At 56.9% G+C, this 17,312-nt stretch carries 15 protein-coding genes; 6 read left to right on the plus strand and 9 right to left on the minus strand.

The window, feature by feature from the left end; translation table 11 throughout:
- Nucleotides 1-16: 16 nt before the first annotated feature.
- The 4 genes from atzF (at nt 17) to Q0K10_RS05760 (ending at nt 5,926) form a co-directional block, all read left to right on the plus strand.
- Nucleotides 17-1,771 carry an allophanate hydrolase gene (gene atzF, locus Q0K10_RS05745; RefSeq protein ID WP_294504436.1) on the plus strand — a complete coding sequence of 585 codons (1,755 nt, stop codon included), beginning with the start codon at nt 17-19 and terminating at the stop codon, nt 1,769-1,771.
- Nucleotides 1,752-2,585, plus strand: a complete 834-nt coding sequence (locus Q0K10_RS05750; protein ID WP_294504438.1) for an alpha/beta hydrolase — start codon at nt 1,752-1,754, stop codon at nt 2,583-2,585. The genes atzF and Q0K10_RS05750 overlap by 20 nt, the downstream gene beginning before the upstream one ends.
- A gap of 276 nt (nt 2,586-2,861) precedes the next feature.
- Nucleotides 2,862-4,283: a hypothetical protein gene (locus Q0K10_RS05755; RefSeq protein ID WP_294504440.1), complete on the plus strand. Its 1,422-nt coding sequence runs from the start codon at nt 2,862-2,864 to the stop codon at nt 4,281-4,283.
- Between the two features lie 17 nt (nt 4,284-4,300).
- Nucleotides 4,301-5,926: a hypothetical protein gene (locus Q0K10_RS05760; protein WP_294504442.1), complete on the plus strand. Its 1,626-nt coding sequence runs from the start codon at nt 4,301-4,303 to the stop codon at nt 5,924-5,926.
- Nucleotides 5,927-5,973: 47 nt separating this feature from the next.
- Here the strand turns inward: Q0K10_RS05760 and Q0K10_RS05765 are convergent, their stop codons facing one another.
- Complete coding sequence (locus tag Q0K10_RS05765) at nt 5,974-6,516, minus strand: DUF3592 domain-containing protein (RefSeq protein ID WP_294504444.1); 543 nt, start codon at nt 6,514-6,516, stop codon at nt 5,974-5,976.
- 110 nt (nt 6,517-6,626) lie between these two features.
- Between Q0K10_RS05765 and Q0K10_RS05770 the strand changes: the two genes are divergently transcribed.
- Nucleotides 6,627-7,652, plus strand: coding sequence for a hypothetical protein (locus Q0K10_RS05770; protein WP_294504446.1), 1,026 nt, complete (start codon nt 6,627-6,629; stop codon nt 7,650-7,652).
- 9 nt (nt 7,653-7,661) lie between these two features.
- Here Q0K10_RS05770 and Q0K10_RS05775 read toward each other — a convergent pair whose 3' ends face one another.
- From Q0K10_RS05775 to rbr, 5 genes are all read right to left on the minus strand, one after another.
- Nucleotides 7,662-8,597: an ABC transporter permease gene (locus Q0K10_RS05775; RefSeq protein WP_294504448.1), complete on the minus strand. Its 936-nt coding sequence runs from the start codon at nt 8,595-8,597 to the stop codon at nt 7,662-7,664.
- A complete protein-coding gene (mnmG, locus tag Q0K10_RS05780; protein ID WP_294504450.1) occupies nt 8,594-10,468 on the minus strand; it encodes a tRNA uridine-5-carboxymethylaminomethyl(34) synthesis enzyme MnmG in 1,875 nt (624 codons plus the stop codon). The genes Q0K10_RS05775 and mnmG overlap by 4 nt, the downstream gene beginning before the upstream one ends.
- A 164-nt stretch (nt 10,469-10,632) precedes the next feature.
- Nucleotides 10,633-11,001 (minus strand): hypothetical protein, encoded by a 369-nt coding sequence (locus Q0K10_RS05785; RefSeq protein WP_294504452.1) that lies wholly within the window; start codon nt 10,999-11,001, stop codon nt 10,633-10,635.
- The gene (locus Q0K10_RS05790; protein WP_294504454.1) at nt 11,001-11,153 is read right to left on the minus strand and encodes a hypothetical protein; all 153 of its coding nucleotides are present in this window, start codon (nt 11,151-11,153) and stop codon (nt 11,001-11,003) included. Before Q0K10_RS05790 ends, Q0K10_RS05785 begins: the two co-directional genes overlap by 1 nt.
- Nucleotides 11,154-11,660: 507 nt before the next feature.
- Nucleotides 11,661-12,236, minus strand: coding sequence for a rubrerythrin (gene rbr / locus Q0K10_RS05795; RefSeq protein WP_294504456.1), 576 nt, complete (start codon nt 12,234-12,236; stop codon nt 11,661-11,663).
- Nucleotides 12,237-12,409: 173 nt separating this feature from the next.
- Here rbr and Q0K10_RS05800 point away from each other — a divergent pair, with 173 nt between their 5' ends.
- On the plus strand, nt 12,410-13,900 hold the full coding sequence (locus Q0K10_RS05800; protein ID WP_294504458.1) for a carboxypeptidase M32: 1,491 nt from the start codon (nt 12,410-12,412) through the stop codon (nt 13,898-13,900).
- A 13-nt stretch (nt 13,901-13,913) separates the two neighbouring features.
- On the opposite strand, the gene Q0K10_RS05805 is transcribed toward Q0K10_RS05800, so the two are convergent.
- The 3 genes from Q0K10_RS05805 to Q0K10_RS05815 are packed head-to-tail and all read right to left on the minus strand — an operon-like array spanning nt 13,914 to nt 17,311.
- Entirely contained in the window at nt 13,914-14,474 is a 561-nt protein-coding gene (locus tag Q0K10_RS05805; RefSeq protein WP_294504461.1) for a DJ-1/PfpI family protein, read from the minus strand.
- A gap of 27 nt (nt 14,475-14,501) precedes the next feature.
- A complete protein-coding gene (locus tag Q0K10_RS05810; RefSeq protein ID WP_294504463.1) occupies nt 14,502-16,037 on the minus strand; it encodes a sigma 54-interacting transcriptional regulator in 1,536 nt (511 codons plus the stop codon).
- A 32-nt stretch (nt 16,038-16,069) separates the two neighbouring features.
- Nucleotides 16,070-17,311, minus strand: coding sequence for an LL-diaminopimelate aminotransferase (locus Q0K10_RS05815; protein ID WP_294504465.1), 1,242 nt, complete (start codon nt 17,309-17,311; stop codon nt 16,070-16,072).
- Nucleotide 17,312 lies beyond the last annotated feature (1 nt).

Below are 17,312 nucleotides of genomic sequence, written 5' to 3' on the forward strand. Positions count from 1 at the left end.
AAAGGAGAGAGACACGATGAGAAGTTGCGAATTGTCGATTGCCGCACTCAGGCGGGCTTACCGGAGCGGTTCAAAGACCCCGCGCAGCGTTCTTACAGAACTGCTCGACGCATGTGCCGCCGCTCCGGACGGGATCTGGATTTCCCTGATCGGCCGGGGGCAGCTGGAGGGCTGGATCGCCAGACTTGAGGCATCTTCACCGGAGGAGCTTCCGCTCTACGGGATTCCATTTGCCGTGAAGGACAATATCGATGTGGCAGGATTGCCGACGACGGCGGGGTGTCCGGATTACCGTTATCGGCCGGAACGTTCCGCACGGGTGGTGGAACTCCTGATCGAAGCCGGAGCCGTTCCGCTCGGCAAGACGAACATGGATCAGTTCGCCACCGGTCTGGTCGGCGTCCGTTCTCCCTACGGGGCGGCGCCGAACCGTCTGGCGCCGGGATACGTCTCCGGCGGATCGAGCAGCGGATCGGCCGCGGCGCTGGCGTATGATCTGTGCAGTTTTTCTCTGGGAACCGATACGGCGGGGTCGGGCCGGGTTCCGGCGGCGTTCAATGAACTCGTCGGGGTGAAGCCGAGCCGGGGAGTTCTGAGCTGCCGCGGCGTGGTGCCGGCCTGCCGCTCGCTCGACTGCGTTTCGATCTTCGCCCGGAATCTCGAAGATGCCGGAATCCTGCTGGAAACGACCGCACGCTTCGACCCGGAGGATGCCTACAGCCGAATTCTGCCGGAACGCGATCCGCTGCCGCGCCACTGGAAATTCGGCGTTCCGCGGGAGGAGGATCTCGTGTTCTTCGGCCGGGAGGAGTACCGGGAGGCGTTTCGTCGCGCGGTACGGCGGATGCAGGATGCGGGGGGCGAAAAAGTGGAGATCGATTTCACCCCGTTTCTGACGGCGGCTCGGCTGCTCTACGAAGGCCCGTGGGTGTTTGAACGTTACGCGGCGGTCGGGGAATTCATTGAAAAGCATCCGGATTCGGTGCTGCCGGTGATCCGGTCGATCATCACGCCGGAGCAGACGCCGCATCCGTCGGAGGTGTTCCAGGCGATGTACCGTCTGCAGGAGTGCAGGGCGGCGGCGGACGCGCAGTTTGCGGCGGTGGATCTGATCCTCACGCCGACCGCCGGAACCATCTACCGGATCAACGAGGTCAAAGCCGATCCGATCCGGCTCAACAGCAATCTCGGATACTACACCAACTATATGAACCTGCTGGACTGTTCGGCGCTGGCCGTTCCGGCGGATCGCGCCGGAGATCTTCCATTCGGTATCACGCTGGTGGGGAAAGCGTTCGATGATTACAAACTTCTGGAAGCGGCCCGCCGTTTCCGGAGCGCGGGGCGGTTTCCGATCGCGGTCTGCGGCGCGCATCTCGCCGGAATGCCGCTGCACCCGGAGCTTGAGGCGCTCGGCGCGCGCTTTCTCGGCAGCGCGAAAACCGCTCCATGCTATCGGATGTACGAGTTGGAGGAGGGAGGCGCCCGCCCGGCTCTGCTGCGAACCGGCAAAGGGGGCGTGTCCTGCTATGTGGAAATCTACGAGCTTGAAGCGGAGTCCTTCGCCGGATTCGTGGCAGGAATCCGTCCTCCGCTCGGGCTCGGCACTCTGGAGCTGGCGGATGGACGGCGGGTGCCGGGATTCATCGGGGAGGCGGTCATCGCGGAATATGCGCCGGACATCTCCGACGTCGCCGACTGGCGTGTCCGGGTGAAAGAACGGAAACGAAAATCACATCGAGACTCCTCTCATGACAACACTCTATCGTAACATTCGAACCCGCGAAGAACTTGACGCGGCTTACGACAATACACGCGCCGTCGCCGACTGTGCGCGGATTCTCGCCGGCTTCGAGGAGCGCAGCCGTCTCATCGCGGAACAGTACCCGGAGGAGCTGAATTTGCGCTTCGGATCGCGGGAGCGGCAGCGGATTGATTTTTTCCGTGCCGGTTCTCCCGGCGCGCCGCTTCTGGTGTTCATCCACGGCGGCTACTGGCAGATGCGTCGCAAGGAGACCTTCCGGTTTCTGGCCGCGGGAGCGCTTCATCACGGAATTTCAGTGGCGCTGCCGGGGTATACGCTGGCGCCGGAACAGAATCTGGCCGGAATCGTTATGGAGATTCGCGATGCGCTGCGCTGGCTGCGGGAACACGCCGACGCTCTTGGATTCGACCGTTCCCGGATCGTCGTCGCCGGCTGGTCGGCGGGCGGACATCTCGCGGCCATGGCGGCCGACGAACCGGGCGTAACCGGGGTCCTTGCGATCAGCGGAATCTTCGATCTGGAGCCGATCCGTCTCTGCTATCTGAACGATAAACTTCAGCTGAAACCGGAAGAGGTTGATTCCCTGAGTCCGCTTCGACTTCCCCTGTCGAAGAAAACACTGTTCGCGGTCTGCGGCTCGGACGAGCTGCCGGAACTGCAGCGCCAGAGCTGGGATTTCGCCCGGCATCGGGCCGCGGCGAAACTTCCCGGAGGCGCGTTCACGCTGGCCGGGCGCAACCACTTCACGATTCTTGAGGAGCTTGAGACTCCCGGCGGAGTGATCACGACTCTGCTGCGGATGCTGCTTCCCTCGCTCTGACCGTTTCTCCTCCCGCAATGTACGAGATAAGCCTTTGTGGCTGTCCGGCTTGCGGGAGGACAATTTTGTTAAACGAAGAGTTTTCTTTCACAATTTTGTCGCACGATTCGTTCTGAATCTGCGTTGAAACCGGAACCCCATCGCCGTTTTTTCCGGGAAAATTACGATTTTTCATCCTTTTTCCTCAAGTTGGCATTCTTTCTGCTATAACACTGGTATCCGCGGCGTCCGATTCCGGGCGCCATTGGGTCAACCCGTAAACCAGGAGGTAGCCGAATGAAATGCATCAACCCATGGAAGCTCGCGGCCCTGTTGTGCACGCTGCCCGCGCTGCTCTGCGCGGAAGAGGGCAATCAGCGGACCATCGTATTCAACGAGGATCGCAATCAGCACTACATGACCACCAAAGTCTACGAACTCAAAAACGTCCGGGCTCACGACCTGATGCCGTTCGTACGCGGAGCGGTCAAACGATTCGACAGCCAGTCACGGGTCCAGAGCGTCGATTACGCCAGCGGCGGGAAGCAGTTTCTCGTCGTCTCCACCGGGAGCACGTTTCTCCCCTGGGTCGATGAAATGATCGCCACACTCGATTATCCATCCCCGAAAGTCGACGAATCCGGGGCGCGCATCGAGGGTGACGGCATCAGCCGCTGGGTCTATGCGCCGGTTCATCGCGGCAGCGAAACGATGTACAAGGCGCTCGAACAGGTGTTCACCTCCGCCGGAGGGGAGGGGGCGTCTTTCTACGATGCACCGAGCAATCTGTTCTATTTCAAGAGTTCGAAATCCCAGGGGGAAGCGTATCTCTCGCTGTTGAAGACGCTCGATCGTCCGGTTCCGCAGCTTGAGGTGAAGTTCGATGTCTACGTCGTAAGTGACAACGACTTCCGCGAACTCGGGCTCGATTATCTCTCGTGGAAGAACGGACCCGGAGCGCAGCTGCTTTCGACCGGATTCAACTTCGCGGACCTCGATGCGGATTTCGATTCGCTTGGACCGGAGGCGTTTGAAAGCATTCTCGGTTTCCTGCCGAATTCCGTGAACGGCGTCGGCGGCATTCTGGTTGCTCCGAACATCGATGCGACGTTTCTGCGGATGCTCGCCCAGAAGGGGAAGGCGTGGACCGCATCGTCCGGATCGCTTACGCTGATCAACAGCTTCGATCCGGCGGCGAACGACACCGGGGAAGGGGTGTTCCGACTGGCATTTGCCCCGGAATTCCAGAACATCGTGAAGGACGAGAATCAGACCATTGCGATCGGCGCACTGGCGGAATCGAGCTTTGAGTTCGAGTTTTACGCTCCGTCCATCAACTTCACCGCTGATCCATCGGAAGGGAAACTCACGCTCATGAGCAACTGGAGTCTGACGATCAACTCCCTGGCGGAAGTCGACAACGTCGGAAACGCCTCGATCGAAAGCAACCGCTTTTCCGGAAGTCTCACACTCGACACCGGCGTGGAGAAACTCGTCGGCGCATTCGACAAGCATGTGATGGTCGAACAGTATATCGGCATGCCGTTCCTCGGAAGCATTCCGGTGCTGAAGTATCTGTTCGGTTCGGAAAGCAAGGTCGACAGCAAACTCAAGGTCTTCGTCACAATGACCGCCAAGCCGGTTGAGACGGAGAATCTTCCGGCCCCCGCCGCCGGAAAGGTGATCGACACATTGACCGCCATGAACAAGGCTGAATAAGGAAAGGAGTAATTCAAATGGTTTTCAATCCGAAACTTACATCGGGTGTTCTCGCCGCGTTTCTCGTTTCGGGGAAACTCTGTGCGGGAACCGTGGATATCCCGACTCCACCGGCGCTTCCGACCCAGGTTCAGCCGCAGCTGAACGTGTCGATCGACAAGTCGACCGACGAAATCACGTTCATCAATACGAACAACGATCCGTATGTCTATACGAAAGTGTATAAACTCAAGCATGCAGATCCCTACGAGATCCGGCCGTATCTGATGTCGGCCATCCGGTCCCGGCGGATCGACACGAACGAGACGAAAGTAGAAGCGATCAAATATGTCGACGGCACCGGAATGGTGATCGTCTCGGCGGAACAGTACCGCTTTGAAAAACTCGACAACGGAATGACCATCGACCAGGTCGTCGAGATGCTGGATCGACCCGATCTCTCCGCACAGGCCGGACGCCGCTTCTTCGTCTACTATGCGAAATATTTCGATGCGACGACGCTGGCGAAACTGATTGAACAGGTCGGAATCATGCACGCCGACGATGCCGTCGAACTCGACGGAGTGGACACTGTTCGACCGGACAACGGCATGAACGCACTGCTGTTCTTCTGTACGCCGATTTCTCAGAAGAACATCGAAGCTCTGCTCGCGCAGTACGATACGCCGCTCTCGGAAGCGCTGTTCACCTATACGATCTATGAGATCGACAGCGAGAACGACGGCAATCTCGGAGTCGATTTCCAGGCGTGGAAGAACGGTCCCGGCGCTGATCTCTTCGCAGCGGGAGCAACCTATCTGAACGGATGGGATCCGCTGATCGGAACGATCGGCAACGCAACGGAAATGGTCAAGGATGCCCATGTGAACTACATCAACTTCAATCCGAAGTGGAACGCGAAGTATCTGGACTTTCTCGTCAGCAAAAGCAAGGCGAAAGTGCTGACCAGCGGAACGCTGAATGTCTGGAACAAGGCGGTGGGCACGGTCGAGAGCGTGACCCGTTTCCCCGTCATCGGTGATGGAGAGACGGAGATTGCGGAAACCGCAAACGACACATCCGAAATCACCATTTCGATTCCGGGTCAGAGCGAACCTTTGACGTTGACCACGAACAAACCCGGCGAAACCACCGTCACGACCGTGAAAGAGAGCCGGCTGCGCAAAACCAATAACGCGGAATTCGGCTTCCGGATGGAACTTCTGCCCGAAGTTTACGGTGAGTCGACAATCGTCCGGGTTGCGATGGAGAACACGAACCTGCTCGGATTCCACAGCGACGGGACTCCGCGCACCAGCCGAACCGAACTGGAGACCACGCTGCAGGTCAACAACAAGGGCAGCGTCTTCTACATCGGCGGGTTGGAGAAGTCCGATCTGGTCCGAAGCGTGAGCAAGGTTCCGTTTCTCGGGGATATTCCGGGACTCGGGTGGCTCTTTTCGGGAGAGAGCGAAACGGTTAAAAAGAGCCGGATCGTGGCGGTCCTGACCGTCAACCCGGGAACACCCACAACCCGGATTCCCGGAGAAATCGAAACGCTCTCCGGACAGACGAAGCGGAAAATCGAGGAGTTTGGTCTTAAATCCCTCGATGAAAACGAGTATGGATTTGATCAGATCGGTCTTGATCCGGATCGGCGTTAAAAAAACAAAGCAAACTTCCCGGGGAGAGTCTTCTCCGGGAAGTTTTTTCAGCTTCTTCTGCGGTTCGCGGCAAAACGAAGCCGCTGGATCCGCCGTTCCCGAAGTCGGAGTCGGACGGCGTAGACAAACAATCCGATGCCGAGAGCCATCCCGGCAAGAACCGCGACTCCACGAACCCAATAACGCGGGGGAATACCGCGGTCAATGACCGCCTCCAGAGGTGACGTCGGATCGACATAGCAGTTGATCCGCTCCTTCGCGGGATATTGCCGAAGAAGCGGCTCGAGCAGCTGCGTTTTCCGGCGAAAGTCCTCTGAAAAGAATCCGTAACGGGTTGATCCGAAGACATTTCCTTCATATTCATATCGATAGTCGATCCGGAAAACACCCTCTCCGGTTCCCGGCAGAATGTCGATCCGGCTCGAAATCACCGTCGCAGGAACGACATCCCAGCTCCAGGCGCGGATCGCGTTCCGGCATGGTGCCCAGACGGTTTCCTTTCCCAGAAAAAGCGCAAAGACAAACAAAATCATGGCGAACGCGGTCAGCATTCGAAATCGATCACGACTTGTATTTTGATTGAGTTCCATACGTTTACTATACCTCGTCAGATAAAAAAAGGCAAACGTCTTTGACTCGGCTTGCATCTTCCGGAAAACGGAGTACTGTATGGCGTAACAACCAATGCGGGGGATTTTTCATGGAAAAACGGGCGATTTCGCTGGATCAGGTTCTGACCGACTCCTGGAAACGAATGGTGGGGCTGCTGTTCAAGCCGTTTGATTTCAAAAAATGGCTGATCCTCGGTTTCTGTGCATGGATGACAATCCTCATCTATGATCTGGCGAGTATTCAGCAGAGAATTCTCGAACCGGTGTTTCAGAATCTGGAGCAATCCGAATCGTTTAACCAGACGGTGCACAATATCTTCAAGGGAACGGAGGGAACCTTGTGGAGCCGGCTGCTGCAGGAACTCGAACCGTATACCGGAATCATCTGCCTGATTGCGGCCCTCTACATCGGCTATCTGATTCTCTGTCTGGTTGTTTACTGGGTGCGTTGCCGATTTGAGTTTGTGCTCCTTGCCAATCTGCTTCGCGGGACGCAGGAAGTCAGGAATCCCTGGCGGGAATACCGGAAAATCGGAAATTCCTATTTTATCGGCAGTTTTCTGGTGAATTGTCTCGTATTCCTCTACTATATGGTGATTCTGGCCATCCTCATGCCCATGCTCATTGCCTACCTGACGGAACTGGCCGCCGGCGAGGTGTCTCTGCCGGGCCCCGGTATCTGGATCTGCTTGGGGATTTTGCTTGTGTCCGCAATCATTCTCGGCTACTACATGTGGTTCTTCTATCAGCTGCTGATTCCGATCATGTACCGGGACAAGCTCACGTTCAGACAGGGGCTCCGGGTGATGAACCGGCTTATCTGGAAACACTTCGGGATCTGCTTCCTGTATTATCTGGTCATCATGGTTGTCTGGTTCGGGTTTCTGATCGCAGTGCTGGCAGCTTCGGCGTTGACCTGCTGCATCTTCCTGCTGCTGTTGACCAGTGTGCCTTATATCCGGGCAGTCATTGTACTGCCGTTCTGGGTCTTTTTCCGCCTGCTCGGGTTCAGACTCCTGGAGGAGCTTGATCCGCGCGATCCGGAACCGGAATCCGGCAGCGGACCGTTGCCAGAACCGGAAAGTGTTCCGAAAGAAATTCCGGCCGAACCGTAAGCAAATCCCTCAACTGTTCCGCTGGCGTGGATCAAGCGCATCGCGCAGTGCATCCCCCAGGACATTCAGAGCGAGGACAAGTACGAACATGAAGCCGGTTGCCGCGACAATCTCCCACCAGATGCCGCGCCAGAGACGTTCCTGTCCATCAGAGATCATCACGCCCCAGCTGGGTGCGCCCTGTGCACCGAAGCCGAGATAGCTTACGATCACCTCCAGCATGATCGCTCCGGCGAACGAGAGTGTGAAGTAGATGATGACCAGATGAAATACATTCGGCAGAATATGGCGCAGCACAATAACCGGGCCGCTTACACCCGCGACTCGCGCTGCCGCAACGAACGGCATGTTTCGGAGTTTCATCGCCTCAGCCCGAACCACCCGGCAGAGCGTGACCCATCCCGTGATGCCGATTGCGAGGTAAATTGCGAGCATCCCCGGCTCGGCCCGGAGGAGGCTCCCGATACCTTCGGCTATCAGCATCAGGCTGTCCGGCAGAAAGTTGCGCGAGACCAGCAACGCGAAGGCCAGAATGAACAACAAAGTCGGCATCGAAGCGAACGTACTGTACAGCCAGACGACGATGTCATCGAATTTTCCGCCGAAAAATCCCGCGACGGCACCGAGCAACACGCCGATGACAGCGGAAATCAGACTTGCAATGACGCCGACCTTCACCGCAGTGGCGCTTCCCGCGATCGCCCGCAACAGCACGTCCCGCCCCTGATAATCCGTTCCGAGCCAGTGACCGGGGGAGGGGGGGGCGTACCGTGCCGCATCATCCACAACGTTATAAATCGGAATGATTTTATGGTGTTCGCACCAGACCGTGTAAAGTTCGGTTCCGACTGCGGCAAGCACATACAGCAGAACAATCCCCAGCGAAATCATCGCAAGTTTACTGCGGCAGAGTCGCTTCCATGCAGTTGTTCCGGGACGGCTCATGCTCCGGCATTCTCCCGGTTCCGGCGAACGATCGAAATCTGGAGCAACGCGATATCGGCGGGGGTCACGCCATCGATCCGTCCCGCCTGGGCGAGGGTGGTCGGGCGTACTTTGACCAGTTTGGAACGTGCTTCGTTGCTGAGCCCCTTCACCGTTTCATAGTCGAAATCAGCCGGCATTTCCAATGCTTCCAGTTTCCGCATCCGATTGATCTCCGCAACTTCGCGCTGCAGATACCCGTCGTAACGAGCCTCCACCATGAGTTCACGCCAGATGCGCCGCCCGAGACGCCCCTCCGGAAACTCCGGCAGCAGGCCGGCGGGGAAGGGGAGGTGATCGTGCGCCTCCTCTCTGGAAACGGTGTCCGGAAGTTCCTTCAGATGAACGAGCAGCGGTTTCCCCGCTGATTTCGTATTGCGGAAACAGGTGACGACGCGTTCCAGCTCCGCCCGGTAGGTTGCAAATTCGCGGTATTTCTCCTCGGGCAGAAGTCCGAGTTCATGTGCCTGTTCCGAGAGCCGCAGGTCGGCATTGTCCTGCCGCAGGGTCAAGCGATATTCGGCGCGGCTTGTGAAGAGTCGATAGGGTTCGATGATCTCCTTGGTACAGAGGTCATCGATCATGACCCCGATGTAGCTTTTTTCCCGTCCGAATTCGACAGTGCTCTTTCCGGCGGCCGTGCGTGCGGCATTGAGCCCGGCGACCAGCCCCTGACCGGCAGCCTCCTCATAGCCGCTCGTCCCGTTGATCTGGCCGGCGGTGAAGAGGTTGGGCCAGGATTTGACCCGCAGTGAACGCTCCAGCTGATCGGGATAAAGGAAATCATATTCGATCGCATAGGCGTAGCGTGAAATCACAGCCCGTTCCATCCCCGGGATCGAGTGAATCATCTGTCGCTGAACCTCGACCGGGAGACTCGTCGAGATGCCGTTGATGTAGTATTCCCTGGTCTGGGCTCCCTCGGGTTCAAGATAAAGCAGATGGACCGGGTGTTGCGGGAAACGCACGACCTTATCTTCGAACGACGGACAATAGCGTGTACCAATTCCTTTGATAACACCTTGATACATGGGAGAATATTGAATATTTTCCCGAACGATCTCCGCCGTTTTCTCCGTCGAATAAACCATGTGACAAGGCAGGTCGTGTTTCCGGGCGCGGGGAAGGGGGGGACGCAATGCCTCGCTCCAGTTGCAGAACTCCTCCTCCTGCCCTGCGGCTTCCTGGATGCGCATGGCGGAGAAATCGATGGTTTTGGCAAGGATTCGCGGAGGCGTGCCGGTTTTGAGTCGTCCAATGCGGAGATTGAGCTGTTCCGCAAGGGCGCAGGAGAGCGCGTTCGACGGGAAATCGCCCGCTCGCCCGCCGGGAAAATTCCGCATTCCGTAATGGAGTTTGCCGTTCAGAAAAGTTCCGGTAGTGACGACGACGGCGCGGCAGCGGATCTGGTCTCCGAACTGATTCACAACGCCGGCAATCCCGCCGTTTTCCACCAGAAATCCGGTGACTTCCGCCTGAAGAAGGTCGATTCCCGGTGTCTCTTCGAGCAACAGTTTCATCCCGCGCTGATACACGACCTTGTCACATTGCGACCGAGGGGACCATACGGCCGGTCCCTTGGTCTGATTCAACATCCGGAATTGGATGGATGCGGCATCGGTCACCATGCCCTGGGCTCCACCCATGGCATCAATTTCGCGCACGACCTGTCCTTTGGCGATTCCGCCGACTGCGGGATTGCAGCTCATCTGGGCGATGTGATCCAGATTCAGCGTAATGAGCATCACCGATGCGCCGACCCGGGCCGCGGCGAAAGCGGCTTCGCACCCGGCATGACCGGCGCCGATTACAATAACATCATACTCTTTCATGTTTTCGCTTTCGTAGAACAACCATTTTTATAAGATACCTTCAAAGGTTGACATTATCAATCTATATGGAGAGGATTTTTCCGGAAAATCCGGCGACTTTTCTCCGGACATCCCCTCCCCGGAAATCCTGGCTCGATACTTAACATAACGCACATTATGCGACGTTATATATTGGCGCCGGAATCCCCCCTCTCGTCGAGAATCTTCTGCAAACGAACACGAAGCTCAGCATCATCGGCGGAATGCTGCAAGGCATCGCGGATCAGATCGAGAAGATTTTGATGTTCGTTTTCTGCGGCGCGCTCTGCATCGATCGATAAAGCACGTTCCGAGGCACGTTTCCAATATCCGGGCATGTTTGGTTTCTCCTTGTTTTGAAGTTGACGATTGAGAATATCGGCGATTGCATCGGCAAGTGAAGAGCAAAAGTTTTCTCCCCATTCTTCCGAATCACTGAATTCTATGCCGAAATGGATAGAATCCTGCAACTTGATCAGCCAGTTGCCTAACTTGTCATATAAAACGTAAACCATTACAACACCCCGACAGCGTCTTTATGGAATTCAATTCCGCGCTTGAAAAGCAAACCGGAAGCTCGTTCGTAATCATCAATGGCGGCATAGTTCCGAAGCAAAGCCTTTTCCGCCGTGGTAAGTCTGCGGAATCCATCGGCGATAATATCCATGAACTTTTTTAACTCAGGCTGCGCCGCTCCCTCCGTAATGGCCTGATCAGAAAAACGATCCGCGGCCTGGTTCCGTCAATAAAGTCCCCTGCCCCATCCGTTTTATTTTCCCGAAATCTGGAATGAACCGCAGGGAAAAAGAAAATATGCGGCGGGTTATACGCTTTCCTGATGCGGATGAATTCGATATTCAGAAACGATGACAGAGAGAATAAGACAATAAAACTATCTTCGAGCGAAAGGAGAATACACCGGGAGGCCAAAACGAAATTGCAGTGGATCCGCCTCAAATATCGGATCGCTGCATCGAAAGACAACAAATGAGCAGCCGGAAGTAAGCAGAGCAATAAAACTCAAAAAAACACACGTTACCCCGATGTTGCATTTCCTGCCGCAATCATGCACAGCAATTGCAACATTCCATCAACAATCATCGGGAAGGACTCCGGCCAACCACGACGCCAGCCAAAGCCCTCCCCTCCCCGATTTTCCGGTTGATGGCGGAAATCACCAGTTCTCGGCAAGAACCTCGAAGTAAGCCTGCGGGTGAGCACAGGCCGGACAGACCGCCGGCGCTTCAAAGCCGACATGCAGATAACCGCAGTTCAGGCAGCGCCAGACAACCTCAGTCGATTTCTTGAAAACGGTGGAATTCTTCAGATTTTCCAGCAATCCACGATAACGACGCTCATGCTGTTTTTCTGCGACACAGACGCGGTCCCACACCTCGGCAATTTCCGGAAACCCTTCCTTGCGGGCGACTTCCGCAAACGCCGGGTACATCGAACTCCACTCCTCGTACTCTCCGCCCGCGGCAGCAGTCAGGTTCGCGACCGTGTCCGAGATGACCCCGGCCGGGAAACTCGCGGTAATTTCAAGATCGCCGCCTTCAAGAAACTTGAAGAAACGTTTTGCATGCTCTTTTTCCTGATTTGCGGTCTCCTCGAAGATGTTCGCAATCTGAACATATCCCTCTTTGCGGGCGACGCCGGCAAAATAGGTGTAACGGTTGCGCGCCTGGGACTCCCCGGCGAAAGATTTCATGAGGTTCTTTTCGGTTTCGGTTCCCCGGATCGATTTCATCTTTCTGTCCTCCATGTTTGCTTTGCAATTTTCCGCCGCGGTAAGACGGCGCTCCGACACCGCATTACATTAGCAGATTTCCCGGAAAAGTCAAGCAGAACCAACTCTCCCCTTGCATTCCGCCTCCACACATTTATATTATGAAGAAACCAATGATGAATCTGGGGGATACCATGTCGAAAGAATTCAACATATTGCTGGCGCAAGTTCATGAAATCCGTGACCTTGCTGCGACGCTCGCGCTTCTGGAGTGGGATATGCAGACTTATCTGCCGGCCGGCGCAGCCGACGGACGGGCCGCACAGATGGAGACTCTCGCAGGTGTCGTTCATGAAAAACTCACCTCCCGCGCATTCGCCCACGCACTGGAGAGTGCGGAAGCCGCAAAGTATGAACCCGGCTCATTCGAAGCGGCGCTGCTGCGGAAACTCCGGAACAATTTCGAAAAAGAGCGAAAAATGCCCGCCCGGCTCGTGCGGGAGATCGGGGCGGCAAGTTCCGCCGCCTACGGAGCCTGGTTACGGGCGCGCGAGGAGCAGAAATTCTCATCCTTTGCGCCGCATCTGGAAAAACTCCTGAAACTGCGTCAGGAGCAGTCCGCGCTCTACACCCCGGCTGCTCATCCGCTCGATCCGCTGCTGGACGATTATGAGGAAGGGCTCACCGTCGCGGAAATCGATCCGGTCTTTGCCGTGCTTCGAAAAGAACAGACCGCGCTGGTCCGCGAAGCCGCCGACCGGAAGCAGCCGGATGATTCGTTCCTTCATGACCATCCGTTTTCGACGAAAAAGCAGCTTGAGCTTGCACGATTCGCGGCGAAGCGGATCGGTTACGACTTCCGGCGAGGCCGCATCGACCTGACGGAGCATCCATTCACAACGAGCTTCGGGCTCTCGGATGTGCGGATCACGACAAAGGCGTTTCCGCAACTGCCGCTCTCGTGCCTTTTCAGCACGATTCACGAGGCGGGGCACGCCATTTATGAGCAGGGAATCGATCGGAAGTTTGACCGCACCCCGCTGGCGGACGGTGCGTCGCTCGCGTTCCACGAATCGCAGTCGCGGCTCTGGGAGAATCAGGTCGGGCGCGGGCTGCCGTTCTGGCGCTGGTTCTACCCGTACATGCAGCGAAAATTCCCGGGGGAGCTCGGAACCATTTCGCTTGAACGCTTCTACGGAGCGATCAACCGGGTCGAGTGCTCGCTCGTGCGCATTGAGGCGGATGAAGCCACCTACAATCTGCACATTCTGCTGCGGTACGACCTCGAAAAGGCGCTGTTCGAAAATCGTCTCTCCGTCGAGGAACTCCCGGAGGCGTGGAACGAAAAGATGCGCCAATACCTCGGACTCGTTCCCCCGAACGACCTTGCGGGCGTTCTTCAGGACGTTCACTGGGCAGGCGGAAGTTTCGGTTACTTCCCGACTTACGCGCTCGGCAACCTGATTGCTGCGCAGGTGTGGAGCCTCGCACACAAGGAGATACCGGATCTTGATGAAGAAATCGCGTCCGGACGGTTTGCCGCATTTCGCGCGTTCCTGCGGGAAAAGGTTCATCACTTCGGCGCATCGCTCCCGCCAAGGGAACTGCTGCGGAAATTGACCGGGACGGAGAAAATCAACCCCGCCCCGTTTCTCGCCTATCTGCGCGAAAAATATCTGCCGTAATTACCTGTGTTGTTCAACACAACAGAGCAAGCAGCTGACGCAGCCATTCGGGATGTGCAGGCCATGCCGGTGCAGTCACGATGTGGCCGTCAGTCACGGCGCCGGTCATCGGAAGATCGACGAATTCTCCTCCGGCAAGTTCGACCTCAGGTCGCACCGCCGGATAGGCGCTGATCCGTTTCCCGGCAATGACTCCGGCGGCAGCGAGCAGCTGCGGTCCGTGACAGACGGCTGCAATCGGCTTTCTGTGCCGGTCAAAGGCCCGGATCAGCTCGATGACCCGAACGTCGAGCCGCAGATATTCCGGAGAGCGTCCTCCCGGCAGGACAAGAGCATCGAAGTTCTTCTCCTCCACAAGGTTGAAGTCTCCGTTCAGCACAAAATTGTGGCCGCGCTTTTCGGAGTAGGTCATATCACCCTCGAAATCATGAATCGCGGTTCGAATCACCTCCCCCGTCTTCTTCCCCGGTGCGACGGCTGTCACCTCGCTGCCGAAAATCTGAAGAGCCTGAAACGGAACCATCATCTCGTAATCTTCGACGTAATCGCCGGCAATCATCAAAATTTTCTTCATAACACAACCTCCTGATAACCAATCATTTCATTCTCCATCAACATACCACTCCGGAGTAATGCCGAGCCTGTTGATTTTATAATGAATCACACGCGGCGAAAGTCCGAGACTGCGAGCGGCCGCCGACATGTTGCCGGAGTTCCGCTTCAGGGCCTCCACAATAAGCTCGCGTTCGTAGGAATCCACCAGAACGTTGAACGACGCCTTCCCGTCCGGCAGAAGCTGCGAGCCGGACTCCTTGCCGGTCTGCAGTGACGGCGGAAGATTGTAACCATGAATGCAATCGTCCTGTGCCGTGAGCACCGCCCGTTCGATGCAGTTCTCCAACTCCCGGACATTGCCGGGCCAGTGGTAGGCCATGAGCATGTTGATCGCGGGCGTCGAGAGACGTGACACCTTCTTGCCGTATTTCACATTCATCTTTTCGATGAAATGCTCCGCAAGCAATATGATGTCGCTCTTGCGCTTCGACAGATCCGGCATGACGATCGGAAAGATGTTCAGCCGGTAGTAGAGGTCTTCCCGGAAGAGTTTGCGGCTCATGAGATCCTCCAGATTCCGACTCGTCGCCGCGAGAAACCGGACGTTCGACCGCAGCTCGACATTGCTGCCCACCCGCGAAAATGTGCGTTCCTGGATGAACCGCAACAGCTTTACCTGCGTCTGAAGCGAAAGGTCGCCGATCTCATCGAGAAAGAGCGTTCCGCCGTCGGCAGCTTCGGCGCGTCCGATCCGACGGCCAACCGCCCCCGTGAATGCGCCTTTTTCATGTCCGAAAAGTTCGCTTTCGACCAGGTTTTCCGGCAGCGCCGCGCAGTTCAGACAGACGAACGGCTTATCCTTCCGGCTGGAGAGATTTACAATTGCGCGGGCGACGAGCTCCTTGCCGGTTCCGGAACTGCCGCGGATCAGCACGGTTGCATCGGACGGCGCGACCTGACGGATCAACTCGTACACCTGCTGCATGGCGCGGCAGTTGCCGACCATTTCGCCGGGATTCTCCGAGAGCATCTCACGCAGTTTGCGGTTCTCTTCGAGCAGACTTTCGCGCTCTTCGTGCTCCTTCATAACGGCGGCGACGGCCTCGGCAGTGATATTGCCGATGATCTCAAGCAATGCCATGTCGTTCTCAAGATCGGTGTCCGGCGTGATAAGCCGGTCGATGCTCAAAGTTCCGATCACCTGTTCCAGGTGGATGATCGGCACGCAGATGAATGCGACCGGATCTTTGTAATCCCGTGATTTCGTGCGATTCAGAAAACGGTGGTCGCTGCGGATGTCGGGGATCAGATGCGGGCGGCCGGTTTCCGCGACGTGCCCGGTGATCCCCTCCCCCAGCCGATAGCGGCCAAGCTGTTTTTCCGTCGCGTCAAGTCCCTGTGACGCCTCAATGACGAGCATGTCGCCATGGCGCAGCGTGAAAGTCCCGCGCAACATTCCCATGCGGCGGTTCAACACATCAAGCACCTTGTTGAGAACGGCATCGACGTTGCGCTCGTGCACAATCGCCGAACTGATCTCCTGCAGAACGGTGATTTCGGATTTTAATCGTTCATCCATCATACCGAATCATCTCCCCGGTCCGGCTGGTTGTTTCAGTCGAAAAGTGAGCTCGCGCAGATGCGCTCCACCGCTTCGACGGTGCGCTCCCGGTCTCCGAAAGCGGTCAGCCGGAAATATCCCTCTCCGCCCGGGCCGAATCCGACACCGGGGGTTCCGACCACACGGCATCGTTCCAGTAATGTATCAGCAAAACGCATGGAGTCAAGTCCTCCGGGAAGTTTCCACCAGATATATGGCGCATTTTCTCCGCCGAAGACGGTGTAACCCGCCTGCGAAAGCCCTTCACGGATGATCCGTGCATTCTCCATGTAATAATCGATCTGTTCGCGGATCTGCGGCTGCCCGGCCTCGGAATAAACCGCCTCAGCCGCCCGCTGAACAATATAGTTAACGCCGTTGAATTTCGTACACTGCCGCCGATTCCAGAGCGCATTCAGACTCTGGAGCGATCCATCGGAGGCGCGCCCCCGGAGCGCTTCCGGAACAACGGTGAACGCACAGCGCACTCCCGTGAAACCCGCCGTTTTGGAGAACGATTTGAATTCGATCGCCACCTCCTTTGCTCCGGGAATTTCGTAGATGCTGTGCGGCAGTTCCGGATCACGGATGAAGGAGCTGTAAGCGCTGTCAAAGAGGATGATGCTCCCGTTCTCCTTCGCGTAAATGACCCATTTTGCCAGCTCCTCGCGCGGCAGAACCGTTCCGGTGGGGTTGTTCGGGCTGCAGAGATAGATGAGATCTACCGGCTGTTCCGGCAGCGCCGGGCGGAAACCGTTTTCCGCGGTGGCGGAGAGATAGGTGATTCCCTCGAACCGTCCTGTCGCTCCGTCGAGTTCTCCGGAACGCCCGGCCATGACGTTTGTATCGAGATAGACCGGGTAAACGGGGTCTCCGATCGCAACGCGGCTGCGGCCGTCGAAAATCTCCTGAATGTTCCCGACATCACATTTGGATCCATCGCTTACGAACACTTCATTTCGTTCAAGTTCAACGCCGCGCGGCGCATATTCGCCGCGGATGATCGCATCAATCAGGAAGTCGTACCCCTGTTCCGGTCCGTAACCGCGGAAGGTCTCGGGCGAAGCCATCTCGTCAACCGCGCGGTGCATCGCCTCGATGACGGCGGGGGCGAGCGGACGGGTCACGTCGCCGATTCCGAGCCGGATGATGTCGGCCTCGGGATGGGCGGCTTTATAGGCGGCAACCTTCTTCGCCATCGCCGCAAAAAGATAGCTGCCGGGAAGTTTCAGATAATTCGAATTGATTTGCACCATT

It is taken from the genome of uncultured Victivallis sp. (genome assembly GCF_944391105.1).
Classification (GTDB): domain Bacteria; phylum Verrucomicrobiota; class Lentisphaeria; order Victivallales; family Victivallaceae; genus Victivallis.